Annotated in this window: 10 protein-coding genes; 2 read left to right on the top strand and 8 right to left on the bottom strand. The window is 51.0% G+C overall.

Annotated elements, in window-relative coordinates; genetic code table 11:
• Positions 1-151 precede the first annotated feature (151 nt).
• A complete protein-coding gene (gene mraY / locus ACLUYS_RS06125) occupies positions 152-1,165 on the bottom strand; it encodes a phospho-N-acetylmuramoyl-pentapeptide-transferase (RefSeq protein WP_230267693.1) in 1,014 nt (337 codons plus the stop codon).
• Positions 1,166-1,571: 406 nt separating this feature from the next.
• The gene (locus ACLUYS_RS06130) at positions 1,572-2,954 is read right to left on the bottom strand and encodes a neutral/alkaline non-lysosomal ceramidase N-terminal domain-containing protein (RefSeq protein ID WP_412659387.1); all 1,383 of its coding nucleotides are present in this window, start codon (positions 2,952-2,954) and stop codon (positions 1,572-1,574) included.
• Between the two features lie 343 nt (positions 2,955-3,297).
• On the opposite strand from ACLUYS_RS06130, the gene rpmB reads away from it, so the two are divergent.
• Positions 3,298-3,489 (top strand): 50S ribosomal protein L28, encoded by a 192-nt coding sequence (gene rpmB / locus ACLUYS_RS06135; RefSeq protein WP_230267695.1) that lies wholly within the window; start codon positions 3,298-3,300, stop codon positions 3,487-3,489.
• Positions 3,490-3,744: 255 nt separating this feature from the next.
• On the opposite strand, the gene ACLUYS_RS06140 is transcribed toward rpmB, so the two are convergent.
• Positions 3,745-8,349: an MBG domain-containing protein gene (locus tag ACLUYS_RS06140; RefSeq protein WP_412659388.1), complete on the bottom strand. Its 4,605-nt coding sequence runs from the start codon at positions 8,347-8,349 to the stop codon at positions 3,745-3,747.
• 450 nt (positions 8,350-8,799) lie between these two features.
• Between ACLUYS_RS06140 and ACLUYS_RS06145 the strand changes: the two genes are divergently transcribed.
• Positions 8,800-9,531 carry an SDR family NAD(P)-dependent oxidoreductase gene (locus ACLUYS_RS06145; RefSeq protein ID WP_230267701.1) on the top strand — a complete coding sequence of 244 codons (732 nt, stop codon included), beginning with the start codon at positions 8,800-8,802 and terminating at the stop codon, positions 9,529-9,531.
• Between the two features lie 201 nt (positions 9,532-9,732).
• Here ACLUYS_RS06145 and ACLUYS_RS06150 read toward each other — a convergent pair whose 3' ends face one another.
• The 5 genes from ACLUYS_RS06150 to pknB all read right to left on the bottom strand — a co-directional run bounded on the left by ACLUYS_RS06150 (position 9,733) and on the right by pknB (position 15,415).
• Positions 9,733-11,058: an HdeD family acid-resistance protein gene (locus tag ACLUYS_RS06150; RefSeq protein WP_412659389.1), complete on the bottom strand. Its 1,326-nt coding sequence runs from the start codon at positions 11,056-11,058 to the stop codon at positions 9,733-9,735.
• A complete protein-coding gene (locus ACLUYS_RS06155; RefSeq protein ID WP_412659390.1) occupies positions 11,036-11,677 on the bottom strand; it encodes a thiamine diphosphokinase in 642 nt (213 codons plus the stop codon). Before ACLUYS_RS06155 ends, ACLUYS_RS06150 begins: the two co-directional genes overlap by 23 nt.
• Complete coding sequence (rpe, locus tag ACLUYS_RS06160) at positions 11,671-12,327, bottom strand: ribulose-phosphate 3-epimerase (RefSeq protein ID WP_230267704.1); 657 nt, start codon at positions 12,325-12,327, stop codon at positions 11,671-11,673. The genes ACLUYS_RS06155 and rpe overlap by 7 nt, the downstream gene beginning before the upstream one ends.
• Before the next feature lie 473 nt (positions 12,328-12,800).
• Positions 12,801-13,670, bottom strand: a complete 870-nt coding sequence (gene rsgA / locus ACLUYS_RS06165; RefSeq protein ID WP_230267705.1) for a ribosome small subunit-dependent GTPase A — start codon at positions 13,668-13,670, stop codon at positions 12,801-12,803.
• An 8-nt stretch (positions 13,671-13,678) separates the two neighbouring features.
• Entirely contained in the window at positions 13,679-15,415 is a 1,737-nt protein-coding gene (pknB, locus tag ACLUYS_RS06170) for a Stk1 family PASTA domain-containing Ser/Thr kinase (RefSeq protein WP_230267706.1), read from the bottom strand.
• Positions 15,416-15,448: the final 33 nt, after the last annotated feature.

Below are 15,448 nucleotides of genomic sequence, written 5' to 3' on the forward strand. Positions count from 1 at the left end.
ATTATCCCAAGGAGGCGGTCGAGAAAATACCCGTCTTTTATTTGACGCTTACCGATATATAGAGGCGTTTCGCTGTTTCGCTGGTTAGAGATTTGAATGGCATGAAAAAGGCCTGATTCCTTTTCGAACCAGGCAAATGAATCAACGGGAATTAATGAAGAATAGCCAGCAGGATGGAAAGCGCGCCGGCGACCATGCCGCAGCCCCAGAACACGTAGCAGACTTTCATCTCACTCCAGCCCTTCTTTTCAAAATGATGGTGAAGCGGCGCCATCAGGAAGATGCGCTTTCTGGTCTTTTTATAATAGGTGACCTGAATGATATCCGAGAGCGCTTCCGCAATGAAGACGATACCTGCAATCAGCAAATACAATTCCGTCTGGGTAACCATAGCCGCTGCGGCAAGCAGACCGCCAAGAGCCAGGGAGCCCGTGTCGCCCATGAACACTTTGGCCGGATGAATATTGAAAAACAGATAGCCGATCAGGGCGCAGATGACCAGAAACAGAATCAGAGCGGTATTCAGATCGTTCATCCACACCGCAAAGCAGAGAAACGGAATGAAAGCAGCAATGCAAAGGCCTGCGCAAAGGCCGTCTACGCCATCCGACAGGTTGACTGCGTTGGTCGTGCCGGTAAACATGAAAAAAGCGATGATCACAAACAGCCAGGTGGGAAGAACCGCAAAGGACAGGTTGTGCAAATAGAAGGCCGGCTCATTGTACATAAGATAGAGCGCGATCAGAACGAGCGCGAGAATCGACTGCAGACCAAACTTCAGTTTTGGTTTTAAACCGATGTTGGAGTGCTGAACGACGATCAGATAATCATCCGCAAAACCGATCAGACCATAGCCGACATACGCCAGCAGAACAATGGCTGTGTTGATCGTCCAGCCAAACGGCCGGAAGAAAGCGTAATACACAAGGTAGACGAGAACAGGAATGAGAACAAAGGCGATTCCGCCCATCGTCGGGGTTCCCGATTTGGCTTTATGACTTTCCAGTCCTTCCTCTCGCTCCGTCTGGCCGTATTTGAGCTTGCGTAAATAGCGAATCAGCGCCGGCATGCACGCCAGCATCAGACACAGCACCGCAATTCCAGACAGGATGACCATCGTCAGAAGCCCCGGAGTACTGGGCAACCCGTTAAACATAGATAACATGAAATTTCGCCTCTCTTATTTGTATAAGGGTATCGACCTCGATCTGTGTTTCTTCTTCCGGCAGCGCAAATCCATTTCCAAAGGGATGCGTTGATCGTTTAGGACACCCGTTCAGAATTACGGCACAAAAAGCCGTTTTTCTATGCGAAAGAAAAAAGATAGAGGATACAGCGGGTCGAAATCCCGTTTCAATTCCATTTTCAATACCGATCGAGGCTGTTCACATACGCCGGACGGCCGGATTCTGATCGCAAAAAACACCAGAAAAGCAGCCGGGAAAAATAGATGAGCAGCCTGCTTCTGCCGGATTTGCGTACCAAAAAAGGACGCAGGCGGGCAGATCGCATGAATTATACCATGATTGGGAAAACGCAGGAAAAACGGGATTTCCCTATTCTGCGTACGACTATTCCCGCTTCTTTGAAGCCATCGTTTTCTGGATCTGATCCATCAGCTGTTCGCCCTGCGAGCGGGCAAACAAGGAGCAGCAGGCTTCATAGTCTTCATCATCCCAGGCTTCTTCATCCGTTAAATACAGCTGATAGCCGTTCGTACAGGAAACAAAGTGAACACGCTTTGAATCAAAAGGCGAAATGAGCGACGAGAAGATTTCGCAGGGCAGCCCGACAAACGTCTGCGCATCCCAGCGCACAAACGTTACATTCATTTCTCGCTTGGGTACGCCGTCATAGCTTATGGCGTAAATACAGCGTGCCTGATCAGCATCCCGTTTGACGGCGGCAAGCCGTAAAGTCAGCGGATCCAGCGGGTTTCCTGCAACGCTGGCCTGTTCCAGTTCGTTCAGATGGTTCTGACTGGCTTCCAGCCGTCTTTGCGCTTCCTGTACTGGTTTTGGGCGGGCGCTTTGAAGAACATATGTTTTTTCAAAGACCTCAATGGGTTTTACAGGCTGTTCGTTCCAGCTCAAGCCCAAAACAGCGCTTGCCAGAATGGATCCCAGACGATCGGCTTCGTCAAAACTGGATGCTTTGCGGGTATAGCGCGTGGAAATATCGCCGCAGGCCCCGTTAAAGAAAAGAACCTGATCATACCCGGCTTCTTTCAGATGCTTGCGCGCGGCTCCATAAAAATCAGCCGATCCATATACATTGGAAGCGTTCAGAACCGTCGGATGACAGGCAAAGAAAACAAGCAGAGCCTTTTGCGCATCCGTCTCGATCTGAAGGGCGTAAAGCGCATCGTTACCAGGCAAACTCGGATCGGTACGATTGCTGCCAAGGCCTTTACAGAGCGAATACCCGGACTGCACGTGCAAAATGCGTCCATCTTTTATCGTATTCCAGGCATCCAGGATGGCTGCGCCTACGCTTTGTGCGACGGCTTCAATCGTCTTTTCGTCGGTCTTGCAGGCAAAATACTGCGCCTGCTTCAATATTCCGGATCGGGTTTCTAAAAGGCCGCCCATGGCGGAATGGGTATGGATCGCATGTACGATCAGCGTACGCGCCGGAAAGTTCTGGGCATCGAGCGCTGCCTGGATGGCTTCGATCAGCAGATGATCCACAGCCAGGACGTCCAGACTGGCAATCACGATCACTTCCTCCATCTGGTTTAAAACCATGATTGAAGCCATGAGCGGATCATGACTGCCTTTCGCACTTCGCGTCTTTCCATAGCCGGCCAGCGGCGTGTCGATCGGAAGCGAAAGTTCCCTATGGGCAACGCCGGCCTGAATGCATATTGTATTGCCGGATTTTTCTCTGATTCTGTCCGTGGAATCCATGGCGTTTTCATCGAGTTCGCATGAGTTTTGTGTATTGGTTTTCATACCTTTATCTTAGCCGCAAAGCGCGCAGATGAGATCGGATTTTCGGAAGAAGGCAGCTATGAGTGCGTATGGAGCGGATCGTCGAAATCTGGCGTACTTTAAAGGAAATTTGCGATCTTTCATTCTTCCCTTTTGAACTTGTTTTCAATTCCCTGTACAATGTACAGCGTTTGGTAGAAATTCCCCTGATTCAGGCCTTCTCATTGCTCGGCTTGCCGAATGGAAAAGGCCCCGCCAGATTCGTCTTTGTACTTTATTTTTGAAGACTTGAATTTGTATGGGTTGAATGTTACTATCTTTAACGACTGTTTGGACAGTCAAGACTGGAGAAGGAGGGATCAAGATGTCTAGAAAGTGTGCAATCTCTGGTAAAGGACCTATGTCCGGAAACAAACGTTCTCACTCCATGAGAGCTTCCCGCCGCAAATGGAACGTAAACCTGCAGAAAGCAACTGTCATGGTGGACGGTGAACCAAAAACAATTCGGGTTGCTGCCAGAACACTCAGAACCATGAAGAAACAGGGTACCATCTAATTCCTGCTCTTCCTGTGGACTGTAACATCCTAATCGAATACTGATTACATGCAAGAGAGGCCGCCAAGCGGTCTTTTTTTGTGCTTTGCTGACGGTTTCCGATGAAGCAATAAAAAGCAGAAAAGGCATTCCAGAGAGGAAAAATCCTCGTTGGGATGCCTCTTTTCATGGAATGCCTGTTTCATCCTTCCAAACTGCACGGAGAAAGCCAGATCGCTTGGTCCGACATTCTGTCCAGTCTGGATCAAAACGGCGTTATTTACCTTTTTGATCTTTACGATCTTTTCTGTTTTTGCGATGCAGTCCGAAAAGGGCGAGCAGCGCAGCGCCGGCGCTGATCACGGATGCGCCAAATGTTGGAAGAAGCGATGCGGCCGTATCTGGTGTGTTTGCCGCCTTGGAATCGTCTTTCGGATCCGTTTTGGGATCGTTCGTTTTGTCGTTTTTCGGATCTTCCGGCTGTTCTGGCTGTTCGGGGTCTGGAGCATTTTCTTCTTCCAGGCGGCTTGTGAGCAGGCAGTCTCTTCTCTCTTCAAGCCCAAAGGAAATAGAAGATCCGTCCGCAGAGCGTGTAAAGTCGATCGGTGTCCATGTGCCGTTTGAAAGAGCGAAAAGACGAAGCTCCGTGCCTTCTTTTCGCATCTCTTCAGGAAGACGCATTTGTGCAGGCACAGAACAGCCTGTCGATTTAGCGTTCTGGCCATTCGATCCAAAGGGATGTTCGAGCGCAAGAGAGAAAGCAAGTGCATGCTCCTCTGCATCTGGATTCGACAAATCCGGAACTTTCTCAGCGAGATCTGCGCTTCGATCCTGAATATGCAGCGTAATCGTCTGATCCTGTCCGTCCGCAATAGCCGCCATTTCCATCGCGCTGAGTTCTCCGCGATCAGCAAGAACATTCAAAATATCCTCATGCAGGGCAGACAGGGTGAAGGCAGGAAGCGCGGGATCGGTTTTCGTCTCCAGAAGGAGCTTTCCCTGTCCGATCTGGGCGGCTGCATCCTCCGTTCGATCGAAAGTCGGACCGTTAGCGGGAAGAACGACAAAGCTCTGCTTCAGTTCGCCGGTAAAGTTCTGCGTACCCTGAATGGTCAGGACATAGGCGCCGCCGGCGCTTTGGATATGGTCCTTTAACTCCAGCGTAACGAGATATTCTTTGCCGTCCTGCGCTGTATAGATCAGATCTTCAAGCGTCTGTTCGAGTTCCGTTCCGTTTTCTCGCAGCAGATCCTTGAGAGTTGCAGAAAATTCTTCAATGGATCGCGGCTCGATGGTCAGCGTTCCCTGTTCTGCTTCCAGACGATAGTTGTCCGAAAGAGCCTCCACATTTGCGGACACCGCGTATTCTCCCGCGTTTTCGCCTTCTTCTCGCGTGAATACGATCTTCGGCTTTTCCTCTTCAAACCAGCCGCTCATTTCCGCTTCAAACTGCGGATCCTTCTCGCCAAATATCTTGCTGGTATCGTTAACGCTCAGATGTACAGCGGCGGGCTGGATTTCAAAGGCTGTGGATTTTTGCGTTTCTTCCAGAACATAGTTGGGATTGCTCAGAGCGGAAATCTGCGCTTCATAGCTGCCGGCATCGGTCTGTGCGCCCAGAACGGCGGCTTTGCAGTCATCGTTTTCGACCAGATTGCTAAGAACAGCCTGCGGATATTGCGGTTTGCCATTATAAATCAAATCGGTGTTCGGCCAGGTGACCTGCACCGTTCTTGGCGTGATGGTTAGCGTACCGGGCTGCAGGACAAACGCGTAATCGCGGTTCGTCTGATCGCTGGCTGAAGGAGACAGCACATAGTCTCCGACCGTTTCGCCGGGCGTTCGCGTCCAGACAATAGCCCCTGGCGTATCGCCTTCGATCAGTCCTTCTGCCTGGAAATCAAACTGCGGATCCGCTTCCCCATATACTTTGGATGCATCCTTCGCTTTCAGGATCGCCGGCTTTGGTGAAATGGAATACTCCATCCTTCCTTCATCCGCCAGTCTGTAGTTGGCGTTCGTCAGTCCAGTAATGCGGACTGTATATCCCGCTCCGGCATGAATGTGCTGACCGTCCACAATGGCTTCACACGTGTCCGTCTCCAGGACACCGTCAAGACGCACTTTGGGAGCCTGCGCCTTTCCGGAATAAACGAGAGGATCTGCAGACCATTGGCAACGAACGTCTTTGGGTTCAATGGTGAAAACGGCGTTTTCTTCTGCGGACAGCTCATAGTTTTCCAGGCCTTCGGGCAAATCGACATGCATCGCATACGTTCCCGCATTTTCACCGGGTTCGCGTTCAACAAGAATCACATACTCGAATTCCTGGCTAAAAAGCGGATCCGCGATGACCAGAGCCTGGTTCAGATCGGGTTCCAGATCGCCATACGTTTTTGAACGATTCTTCACCTGGATTTTCACAGGTCGTCTGGCAATGGAATAAAAACAGAAACTCTGACCGGAATCCAGTCTATAGTTCGGATTTTCGAGCGTATCAAAATAGGCCAGATAGTCCTTTCCCGCATTCTTCTCTGCACCGTTTAAATGAAGTCCCAGGGTATCTCGATCTTTCTCAATAACATTGAGGACTTCATAGTCGGGCAGCTGTTCCTGCCCGTTGTAAATCCGCTCCGCATTCGACCATTTAAAGTCCAGAACGCGCCGCTCGACATGCATCTTGCCATTCATTGTCGTGATGGAATAGTCGGGGTTGGCCGCTCGATCGACTTTCACCAGAATGTCCGTCATGCCGGCATCCGGATCGGTGTTTGCGGAGACGGTTATGCCGCTCAGCGTATCGCCTTCCACCAGATCCGAAGCAGTCCAGGTCAGTTCCGGATTGGGATCTCCATACGTTTTCGTTTTATCCTCAGCGGCTACCGCAATAGATTTCGGCTTCACTTCGATTTCGACAAGAACTCTGGATGCCGAATAATCGCCGCTCGCTTCGCTTGTAAATTCCAGGACCGCCTTTCCGGCATGATGAATCGACACGCGGCCCGTTTCATCAATGGAAACCGCGCTGCTGTCACTGGGAAGAACCCGCCAGCTCGTTTTTCCTGAGGAGGTACAGTACGGATTGAGCAGATAACTGCCGTCTCCATACGTAACGGAAATCGAATCCGGCAAATACGGCCATGCCGGTTCGATATAGCCTGCCTTCATGTCGAAAGAAACGGATCCGGCCAGATAGTTTTCCGTTTCACTGACCGATACGGTAATGGCGGAGGATCCGTATTTCTGCCCGACCATGTACGTCTTTCCGGCATCGCTTTCGAGTCGGATCACTTCGGGATTGGAACTCGAATAGGTATATTCTCCGTCGCCATTACACCTGACATCGATCGGATACCGGTTGTTCAGGGCGATGTGATGACTCGAAGGCTGACTCCAGACGGGGCTGGCTTTGGTCACGGTAAAAGAATACGTAATCGGGGTATCGAGCGTATAGCAGTCGATTCCGTCTTTGAGGACGATTTCCTGTTCGTAGTCACCGGCTGGAAGCGAAGAAGAAAGCGTGACAATCTCGCCGGTTTTCTTATTGCGAATTGCGCCTTCCGCAAAATCATCGGCGCTTAAAAAGGCGACGTCATGGTCGTAGGCGATATCCAGATTCAGCGCCTGCGGCTCCTGTCCATACGACCAGCTCTGTCGGGAAGGCGTAACCAGCTGGGACACATCCCGCGGCGAGATTTTCAGTGTCTTTCTTATAGACTGGGCACGGTACGTATCGTTGCCCGCAAAGCGCATTTCGAGCGTATAGTCGCCGATGCCCTGCAGGCTTAACAGACCGCGTTTCAGTTCGACTTCGTTCTGATCGTCCTGGATCCAGTAATATTGAACCGGCAGTTTATAAGGATTGACGAAACTTGAGCGAATGTCGACAGGAATAATCGTGTAGTCGCGCCAGCTGTCATAGGCATCCAGATTTGGATTTTTCAGCTCGGGATTATAGGCGAGGATCGTTCCGGATGAGCGGACATTGCACTCAAAATCGTCCAGATTCAGTCCTTCTGGATCCGCAATTTCCGCCGTCCAGGTCAGCGTATTGACGACGCCGCGCGTCGGACTGTAGTCCGGACACGAATATGTATAGTAAATGGTTACTTCCTGACCGTTGCTTTCGCGTCGGCCTTTGCCGACAGGATTCGGCGCGTAGGTGGACTTCATCAGAGCGCTGAATGTTCGGCAGTCGCTGGCAAGATGAATATCTTCCGGAACCGGAACAATGGTCAGCTTTTCTTTTCGCGTAGGCGAAAAGACTTTTGTCAGGGTTACGGTGTTTTCACTTTCTTCCATAAGCTGCCATCCTGCCGGAATGGCAGCGCCCGAAACGGCATAGCCATCCTGAATTTCAAGGATGACCTGGGCTGTATAGATGCTGCTGTATCCGGCCCGGGCAGTTTCCGCAAGCTGTGTTCCGGAAAAATCCGACCAGCGAATCACGGCACTGGTCACACCCTCTACGGCTGTAAGCGAACGGCTAAACAAGGCGCCGGGCTCCGGATCCGTAAGAGAAGAAAGCAGCGTATTCAGATCGATCCGGACGGCTTCGTCCGAAACAGCAGGATAGGTCTGTGTTGGCAAGTGCAATCCCGAATCGACAGTATCAGCGCCGCTCTCCGCTTCACCGGATGGGGTTGGGGCTGGCGTACTAGGTTTTTCTGCAGGAACCGAAGCGTCTGCTTCCTGAAAAGCAACAGACTTTACCGCCGGCTGGGATGGGGCCGCTTCCAGGGTTGCAAAATCGGAATGAGCGGGAGCCGGTTCCGTGCTGGATTCGACAGGATCCTGTGCCTGTACAGGCAGAGCGGTCAGAATCAGCGAGCACGGAAGAAGGCAGGTTAAAAATCGGGCAAGACGATCACGTTTATTCATTATGTTCTCTCCTGGATCGTTCTCTATTTCAAACGATCAGTCAGAATCAGTGTGCCAAGCTGCGCAATCCCAACGCACAATATATTTTTGCTCTCTTTGCGTTTTATGATTCAATTCGTTCATTTTTATTGAAATATACAAATCATATCTTATTAATAAACAATAATTATTTTTAACGATAACTGTTATATTTTGATCGGTTTCCCGATTGTTCTGTTCTGTCGCTTCTCTCTTGCGCAAATTCCGGATTTTGGATGCTTCTTCTGGAAACCGTTTCGCGTACAGCGCTTTCTCCTCTTTCAAAAGCTGTGAAGCAGATCGATTTCACCTGATAAAAGTCACTTTTTGAGTACTTTTCCCTTCATAAATCGTGAATTTATTATCTTATCCATTTTAGTTTGTCAAATGAATCCCAGCGGTTAAAATAGAAACAAATTCAGGAGGTCTCTTATGTCCCAAAAAGTCGCTGTTATCACGGGCGGAACCCGCGGGATCGGTTTTGCGACCGTGGAAGCTTTCCTTGCGGAAGGCTATACCGTCGTCCTGTACGGATCCCGTAAGGAAACGGTCGACAAAGCTCTCGAAGAGCTAAACCATAATCCAAACGTTTCCGGCCGCTGGTCATCTCTCGTAGATGAAGACGCCATCGCGAAAGATTTCCAGGAAATCAAGGAGGAATTCGGCTCGCTGGATGTTCTCGTCAACAATGCCGGCGTTTCCGACTCCACGCCTTTCCTTTCCTATACGGAAGAAAAATTTAAGAAAATTATTGATCTGAATGTCGTCGCTCCTTACGTATGCTCCCATGCTGCTGCTCTGATCATGAAAGAGCAGGGTCACGGCGTCATTCTGACGACCTCATCCATGGTCTCCAAATACGGCCAGCCTTCCGGCGTGGCGTATCCGGTTTCCAAGTTTGCGGTAAACGGCATGACCATTTCTCTGGCGCGTGAACTCGGCAAATACAACATTCGCGTCAATGCCGTCGCTCCTGGCATCACCATGACCGACATGGTCAAGGCCCTGCCGGAAAACATGATCAATCCATTGATCAGCTCCATTCCGATTCGCCGGATCGGCGAACCCGAAGACATTGCCAAAGCGTTCGTCTTCCTTGCCAGTGATCAGGCCAGCTACATCACCGGCGCCATCCTTCCTGTTGACGGCGCGATGAATACCTGAGCTGCTGACTATCGCTAAAAAACAGTTCATTCCAGCCAGACAATACAAAACCGCCCGTCCTGCATAAACGCTGCGCAGAACGGGCGGCTTATTGTTTCAGAAAAGAAGAAAGCTCTGGCGGATTTGAGCCAGAACAGCCGATTCATTCGGACGTATAAAGCGGCGATACGGATCTGAATCTTCGTGCGACGCAAGACGTACTCAGATTCCGGGCTCGCCGACTTTTGGCGAATAGACTTTTCGCTCGACGATCGGCGAATGTTCCTTGGAATATTCGCTTTCCAGATAGTCGTAATACGTTCCCGGCGTAACGATTCCGCGCATTGAAAGAACATCGGAACCGATCCGTCCTAGAATGACATCCGCAAACTGAACACAGTTTTCGCCGGCGACCCAGTACGTTTTGAAGCAGCCGTTCTTGATCTTGAAAAACTTGGCGCCGGTGTGGAAATGAAGCCGGGACGGATAGTTATCTTCCAGACCTTCCAGCTGACGGCTTCCTCGCCGTTCGATCGGCGAATACCAGCGATAGGAGCGCTTTTTGAGATCTTCGAGTTCCCGCTCGATCAGTTCGTCTTCTTCAGGCGTTGTCTCAATCGAATATTCGAAAATCGTATTGTTTTCATGCGTGATGATGTTGGGGAGATACAGTTCAAACGGAACGGTAAAATAAACGCCATCTCCCAGCATGGAAAAGAAGCGTTCGCTTTCCTTGTCGTAGTTGCCGTAGGAATACACGATGCCTTTCCAGGAAAAGCTGAAATGGCCGACTTTCTGCAGGCCTTCCGGTCCGATGTGGACCATGGCTTTCAGTTTGACTGGGCCCTCTTTTTTGGCCGGCTGCACGGGATCGGATTTTCCGCTCTGAAGACGGGTGTTGATCTGACGCAAGGCGAAATCCGGCATAATGGCGGCTAAAACGGTCGGCAATGAAAGGTGAAGCCGTCGCTTCCACTGGTATGTGGCGCTGGTGCGGTCATACAGGTCGATCGCGAAGCGTACAGAAAGCAGGCAGAAATAGACGCCGAAAACTCGAATGAGATCCTGCGTGGAAAACAGGCGGGTAAAGATCAGCGAGAAGCCCAGAATCGCATACGCGATCGTAAACAGAATCATGGAAAAGCGCACGCGGGAACCGTTGGCCCGATTGATGAACGTCTGAATGAGCAGGCAGACGCTGATGCCGACGCAGTAAAAGCCAAAGACGAGCTGCATGATTTTTTCCGGGCGAAGATCACCAAACATCATCAGTACGCCAAAGACCAGAGCCAGCAGTCCGTACACAATTTTGGCTCGTCCCGCTCGACCGCTGATCAGAAAAAGAACGATATTGAACAGACCGTACACGATCAGCGTAACGATCAAAATGTTCAGCACCGCTTCATACAGAAAAGCCGGCATGAACAGGCAGAGAATACCGATGACCAAAAGGCCAAGAGCGAGCAGCCACCCGCCGACCTGCGATCCTTTTTCGATTTCCGACGGATTGGGACGGCGCAGATGCTTACGGTTTTCTTGACTGGACACAGAGAACCCGTCCTTTCTCGACGATCGCAAGCGCCGAATCCTGATGGCTGATGGAGTTGGAGCACGTATAAAATTCGGTCTGGTCAATCGCCCTGTGCGAAAGCGGATAGTCAAAACCGTCGAGTGTGATTACCGAAGGTTCCATCGCAAAAAAGGAAATGTGCGGATAGGCTGCATCGATCGTATATTCCCCAGGCAAAAGTACAGAGACTTTATGCCAGGCATCCATAGAGATCGCCTGCGGAACTTTCCAGCACATGCAGCGCAGATTGGCGATCGTATGATCGAGCCTTCCTTCCAGTCCGCCGTACAAAATGATCGTCGTATAGCCCATTTCTGCGGCTTTTAATAACGCGATTTCCGAATCGGTTTCGTTTTTTGCGACCGGATAGCGCAGGAAAGGAAACGTATAGCCTTCTGTATTTGCGGCTTTTTGGGTCCTGGCATCCGTCAGATCTTCTTCACTGTCAAAATCCCCGATCGCAAACAGCGGCGTGATGCCTTTTTCGACGAGGATGTGATAGCCGGAATCGATGCCGATCCAGTCGCAGTTCTGAAAATCCGGAAGTACGCGCACAAGCGGCGTCACCAGAATGGCTGTGTCGTGTTTTCTTAACACAGGGATTCAACCGCGCTTTCGATATCGTTTTTGAAAACGTAGCTTCCGGCAACGAGCGTATCTACGCCGGCCGCTTTGGCTTCTTTAGCAGTTTCGGCATTGATTCCGCCGTCAATTTCAATACGGCAGGCCGGGTTGAGTTCTTTTCTCGCTTTGTCAAAGGCGCGGACTTTTTCCAGCACATCCGGAATAAAGCTCTGGCCTCCATAACCTGGATAAACGGACATGATCAGAACGAGATCCGCCTCTTTGACCAGGTTCAGGAAAGGGGCGGGATCGGTATCCGGCTTGAGCGAAAAGCCGGCCTGGATGCCCATATCGTGGATTTCTTTGAGCAGAGCCGACACTTTTTTCGGATCGTTATCGAGTGCTTCGACATGGAAAACGATCAGATCCGCCCCGGCGTCCTTAAAGACGCGGGCAAAATACGCGGGATCGCTGACCATCAGATGGACATCAAGAAAGAGATCCGTCGATTTGCGAAACTGCTTGAGAATATCCGGACCAAAGGAGAGATTCGGTACGAAATGTCCGTCCATGACATCGTAATGAATCCATTTTGCCCTGGAGCGTTCGAGCGCGCGAACCTGCTCCAGCATTTTTGTGTAGTCCATCGAAAGAACCGATGGAGCGATAATTAACTCAGCCATTTTTCTTACTTCCTTATCTAATCTGTCCGACAAAACCGATGCCGGGCTGTTCATACAGCCTTTTATCATTAATTTTGTCCTTTACTCTGTCCCCTGTGAACAGCTGGCCAGATTCCCTTTTCCGGCTTTTGTAAGACAAAGCACAGAATCCGGCACCATTAGATTAACAAAAAACGATTCAATCGCCACATGGAGCGATTTTTCCCATCCAAAAGTGAGCACGGCCTGCTCGTTTTCTAGCCAGACTGATCGTTCTGTCCATGTGCAATTCTTCCTGCATACGCGGCGGATCTGTCCATATGCGTGGAGTTTTGCAGGGGCAGACTCGAACCTGTAGAAGTGTTTCGATGAAAAGGATCGGATACCGCATAGACAGAAATAAAGCTGGCATTTTCCCTTTTCAGGAAGTCTGCCAGCTTTTGTTTTCTCTGGTGCAGCCGGAGGCAGCTGTTCCATGCGTTTTGGCCAGAGAATCAGTACTGCTTTCGGTTTTTGAATTCTTTCATGATCAGCGCGTAATCTTCATACAGCGTCGGATTGATGTTTCCGTTTTTGACATTTTCCTTAATGATGCAGTCCGGTTCATCCACATGAATGCAGTCCGCAAAGCGGCAGCCTTCTTCCAGATACGGCGCAAAGTCGATCAGACGGCTGGCCAGCGAGGAAACATCCATGCGCGTGAAGTCGAGCGAAGAAAAGCCCGGCGTATCCGCGACGAGGCCGCCGGCAACCGGATGCAGTTCGCAATGGCGGGTCGTATGCTTGCCGCGTCCGAGCGCCTTGGAAATTTCCTGCGTCTGCAGATGGAACGTGGGATCCAGACGGTTTAACAGCGAGCTTTTTCCCGCACCCGACTGGCCGCACAGCACACTGATCCGGCCTTTGAGCAGTTCCTTGAGTTCTTCATCATCGCTGCCCGGATTGGAGACGAACACGCGATAGCCGGCTTTTCGATACCATTCGAGTTCCTGATCGATTTTTTCCTTTTCCTGCGGAGTTAAAAGATCGGACTTGGTAATGCAGATGACCGGTTCGATATCGCAGAGGACAACGAGAAAAATGAGGCGGTTGAGCAGTCTGGACGAAAAATCGGGATCTTTCAGACTCGTGACAATCAGCGCCTGATCGACGTTGCAAACCGCCGGGCGAAGCAGACGGTTGCGTCTAGGCAAAATGGAGTCAATACGCTCGGATCCTTCGATCGTTTCGTAATTTACGATATCGCCGGCCAGCGGCTTTTCGCCTTTGCGCATGCGGCCGCGCGGTGTGGCGACAACCGCTTCCTCGGGCGAGTAAATCGTGTACTGATTGGAAATGACTTTAATAATTCTTCCCTGTTTCATAGGCCTCGTTAGTGATACAGCGTAATGACGCTGTTGCTTCCTTCCTGGGTATAGGTAGAACCGATCGGCGGATCCACATTTTTGACGACAGAGGATCCGTAGACATTTTTCAGAATGACCGCAATGCCCAGTTCGTTGAGCTCATCCTTGATTTCGTTGACATCCCGGCCGATCCAGTCGGAGCGGATGACAACCGATGGATACGTCGATACGGTAAAGCGAATGGGATCCGTTCCCTGCGGATCGATACGCTCGCCCGCGCCAAAGCCGGACTGTGAAAGAATGATGCCCGGATTGGTCTGGGCTGCAGGAACTTCTTCGACTTCGATCGGAATCGTCACGCCATCCTGCGCGAACATCGCCTTGACGTCGTCCAGATACAGACCCGTGTAATCCGAAATCAGATACGTCGGTCCCTTGACTACGCTGAGTGTTAAATGATCGCGTTCGCGAATGTAGCAGCCAGCCGGAAGGCTTGTCGACTGCGCTGTTCCTTTTTCGTAGCTGTCGCTGACGACTTCTTCGATCGTAATCATCGAGTCGCTGATCCCTTTCTCATGCAGAAGGGCGATGGCTTCCTCGTAGGACAGACCCGAAATATTGGGAATCTGGTGCCAGCCAAACCATCCGTCCACCGGCATAACGCCAACGGCCATCAAGATGACCACAATGAGCGCAATCGTCCCGACCAGGCCTAGAACGCCCAGTCCGGCTTTTCGGAGCATCTGTTTTCGTTTCTTCTTACGGACCGGTTTGCGCACCGATTTAGAAGAGACTGACGATGCCAAAGAGGAACGGCCGGTTTTCGGTGTCATTTCGACACGCTCGCCTTTTGCCGGCGCCGCTTTGGATGAACCGCCTGGAAGCAGTGCTTTGGGCAGTTCGAGCGACTTCGTCTTTAATACGAGCGGCGCGACGTTTCGCATTTTCGGATCATAACAGTGATCGAGGGCGTAAAGAAACTCTTCTGCACTCTGAAACCGTTCGTCCGGGGATTTGGCCGTCGCCTTGATCACGATGTTTTCAATAGCCTGCGTAACGGTTGGATTGTACGGCTGAATCGGCGGAAGCGGATCCTGCAGATGCTTGAGGGCAATTTCTGGGGAGGATGTTCCGGTAAAGGGGACGCTTCCGCAGAGCAGTTCAAAAAAGACAATGCCTAACGAATACAGATCGACACGCTTGTCGGCATCTTTGCCGGCCGCGCTTTCGGGAGCAATATAATGCGCCGAACCCATAACCGCGTTTTGCGAAGAGAGCGTATCCTTGGAATCCGCCGAAATGGCAATGCCAAAGTCGGAAATTTTCAGTTCGCCGTCCCGGCTGACCAGAATGTTCTGCGGTTTGATATCCCGGTGAATGATATTGCGCTGATGCGCCTGCGCAATCGCGCTCAGCAGCTTTTTCATAATGGAAATCGCCCGTCTGGCCGGCATGGCTCCGGACGAAGCGATGACTTCCTTTAACGTGGAACCCTGAATGTACTCCATGACAATATAATGAAGATCGCCGCTTTCGCCAACGTCATAAATTTCCACCACATTGAGATGATCGAGACGTCTGGCGGCATAGGCTTCGCGAATAAAGCGCAGCAGCGTCTGCGAATCTTCAGCCAGTTCCGGACGAAGAACTTTCACTGCCACTTCCCGGCCGAGCACTTCGTCGTACGCCAGGTAAACCAGCGCCATGCCGCCTTCGCCGATCAGACGAATGATCCGGTAGCGGTTTGCGATTTTATCCTGCATAGCGCCCCCCCGGTCCGGTCACAATCACCGTAC

Origin of the sequence: Allobaculum sp. (assembly GCF_047010065.1) — a bacterium.
Lineage (GTDB): Bacteria > Bacillota_I > Bacilli_A > Erysipelotrichales > Erysipelotrichaceae > Allobaculum > Allobaculum fili.

What these genes read in the sequence shown, in the direction of transcription:
- mraY (WP_230267693.1), bottom strand. Translation starts at nt 1,165, where the DNA reads ATGTTATCTATGTTTAACGGGTTGCCCAGTACTCCGGGGCTTCTGACG.
- rpe (WP_230267704.1), bottom strand. Translation starts at nt 12,327, where the DNA reads ATGGCTGAGTTAATTATCGCTCCATCGGTTCTTTCGATGGACTACACA.
- rsgA (WP_230267705.1), bottom strand. Translation starts at nt 13,670, where the DNA reads ATGAAACAGGGAAGAATTATTAAAGTCATTTCCAATCAGTACACGATT.
- ACLUYS_RS06145 (WP_230267701.1), top strand. Translation starts at nt 8,800, where the DNA reads ATGTCCCAAAAAGTCGCTGTTATCACGGGCGGAACCCGCGGGATCGGT.
- rpmB (WP_230267695.1), top strand. Translation starts at nt 3,298, where the DNA reads ATGTCTAGAAAGTGTGCAATCTCTGGTAAAGGACCTATGTCCGGAAAC.
- ACLUYS_RS06140 (WP_412659388.1), bottom strand. Translation starts at nt 8,349, where the DNA reads ATGAATAAACGTGATCGTCTTGCCCGATTTTTAACCTGCCTTCTTCCG.
- ACLUYS_RS06130 (WP_412659387.1), bottom strand. Translation starts at nt 2,954, where the DNA reads ATGAAAACCAATACACAAAACTCATGCGAACTCGATGAAAACGCCATG.
- pknB (WP_230267706.1), bottom strand. Translation starts at nt 15,415, where the DNA reads ATGCAGGATAAAATCGCAAACCGCTACCGGATCATTCGTCTGATCGGC.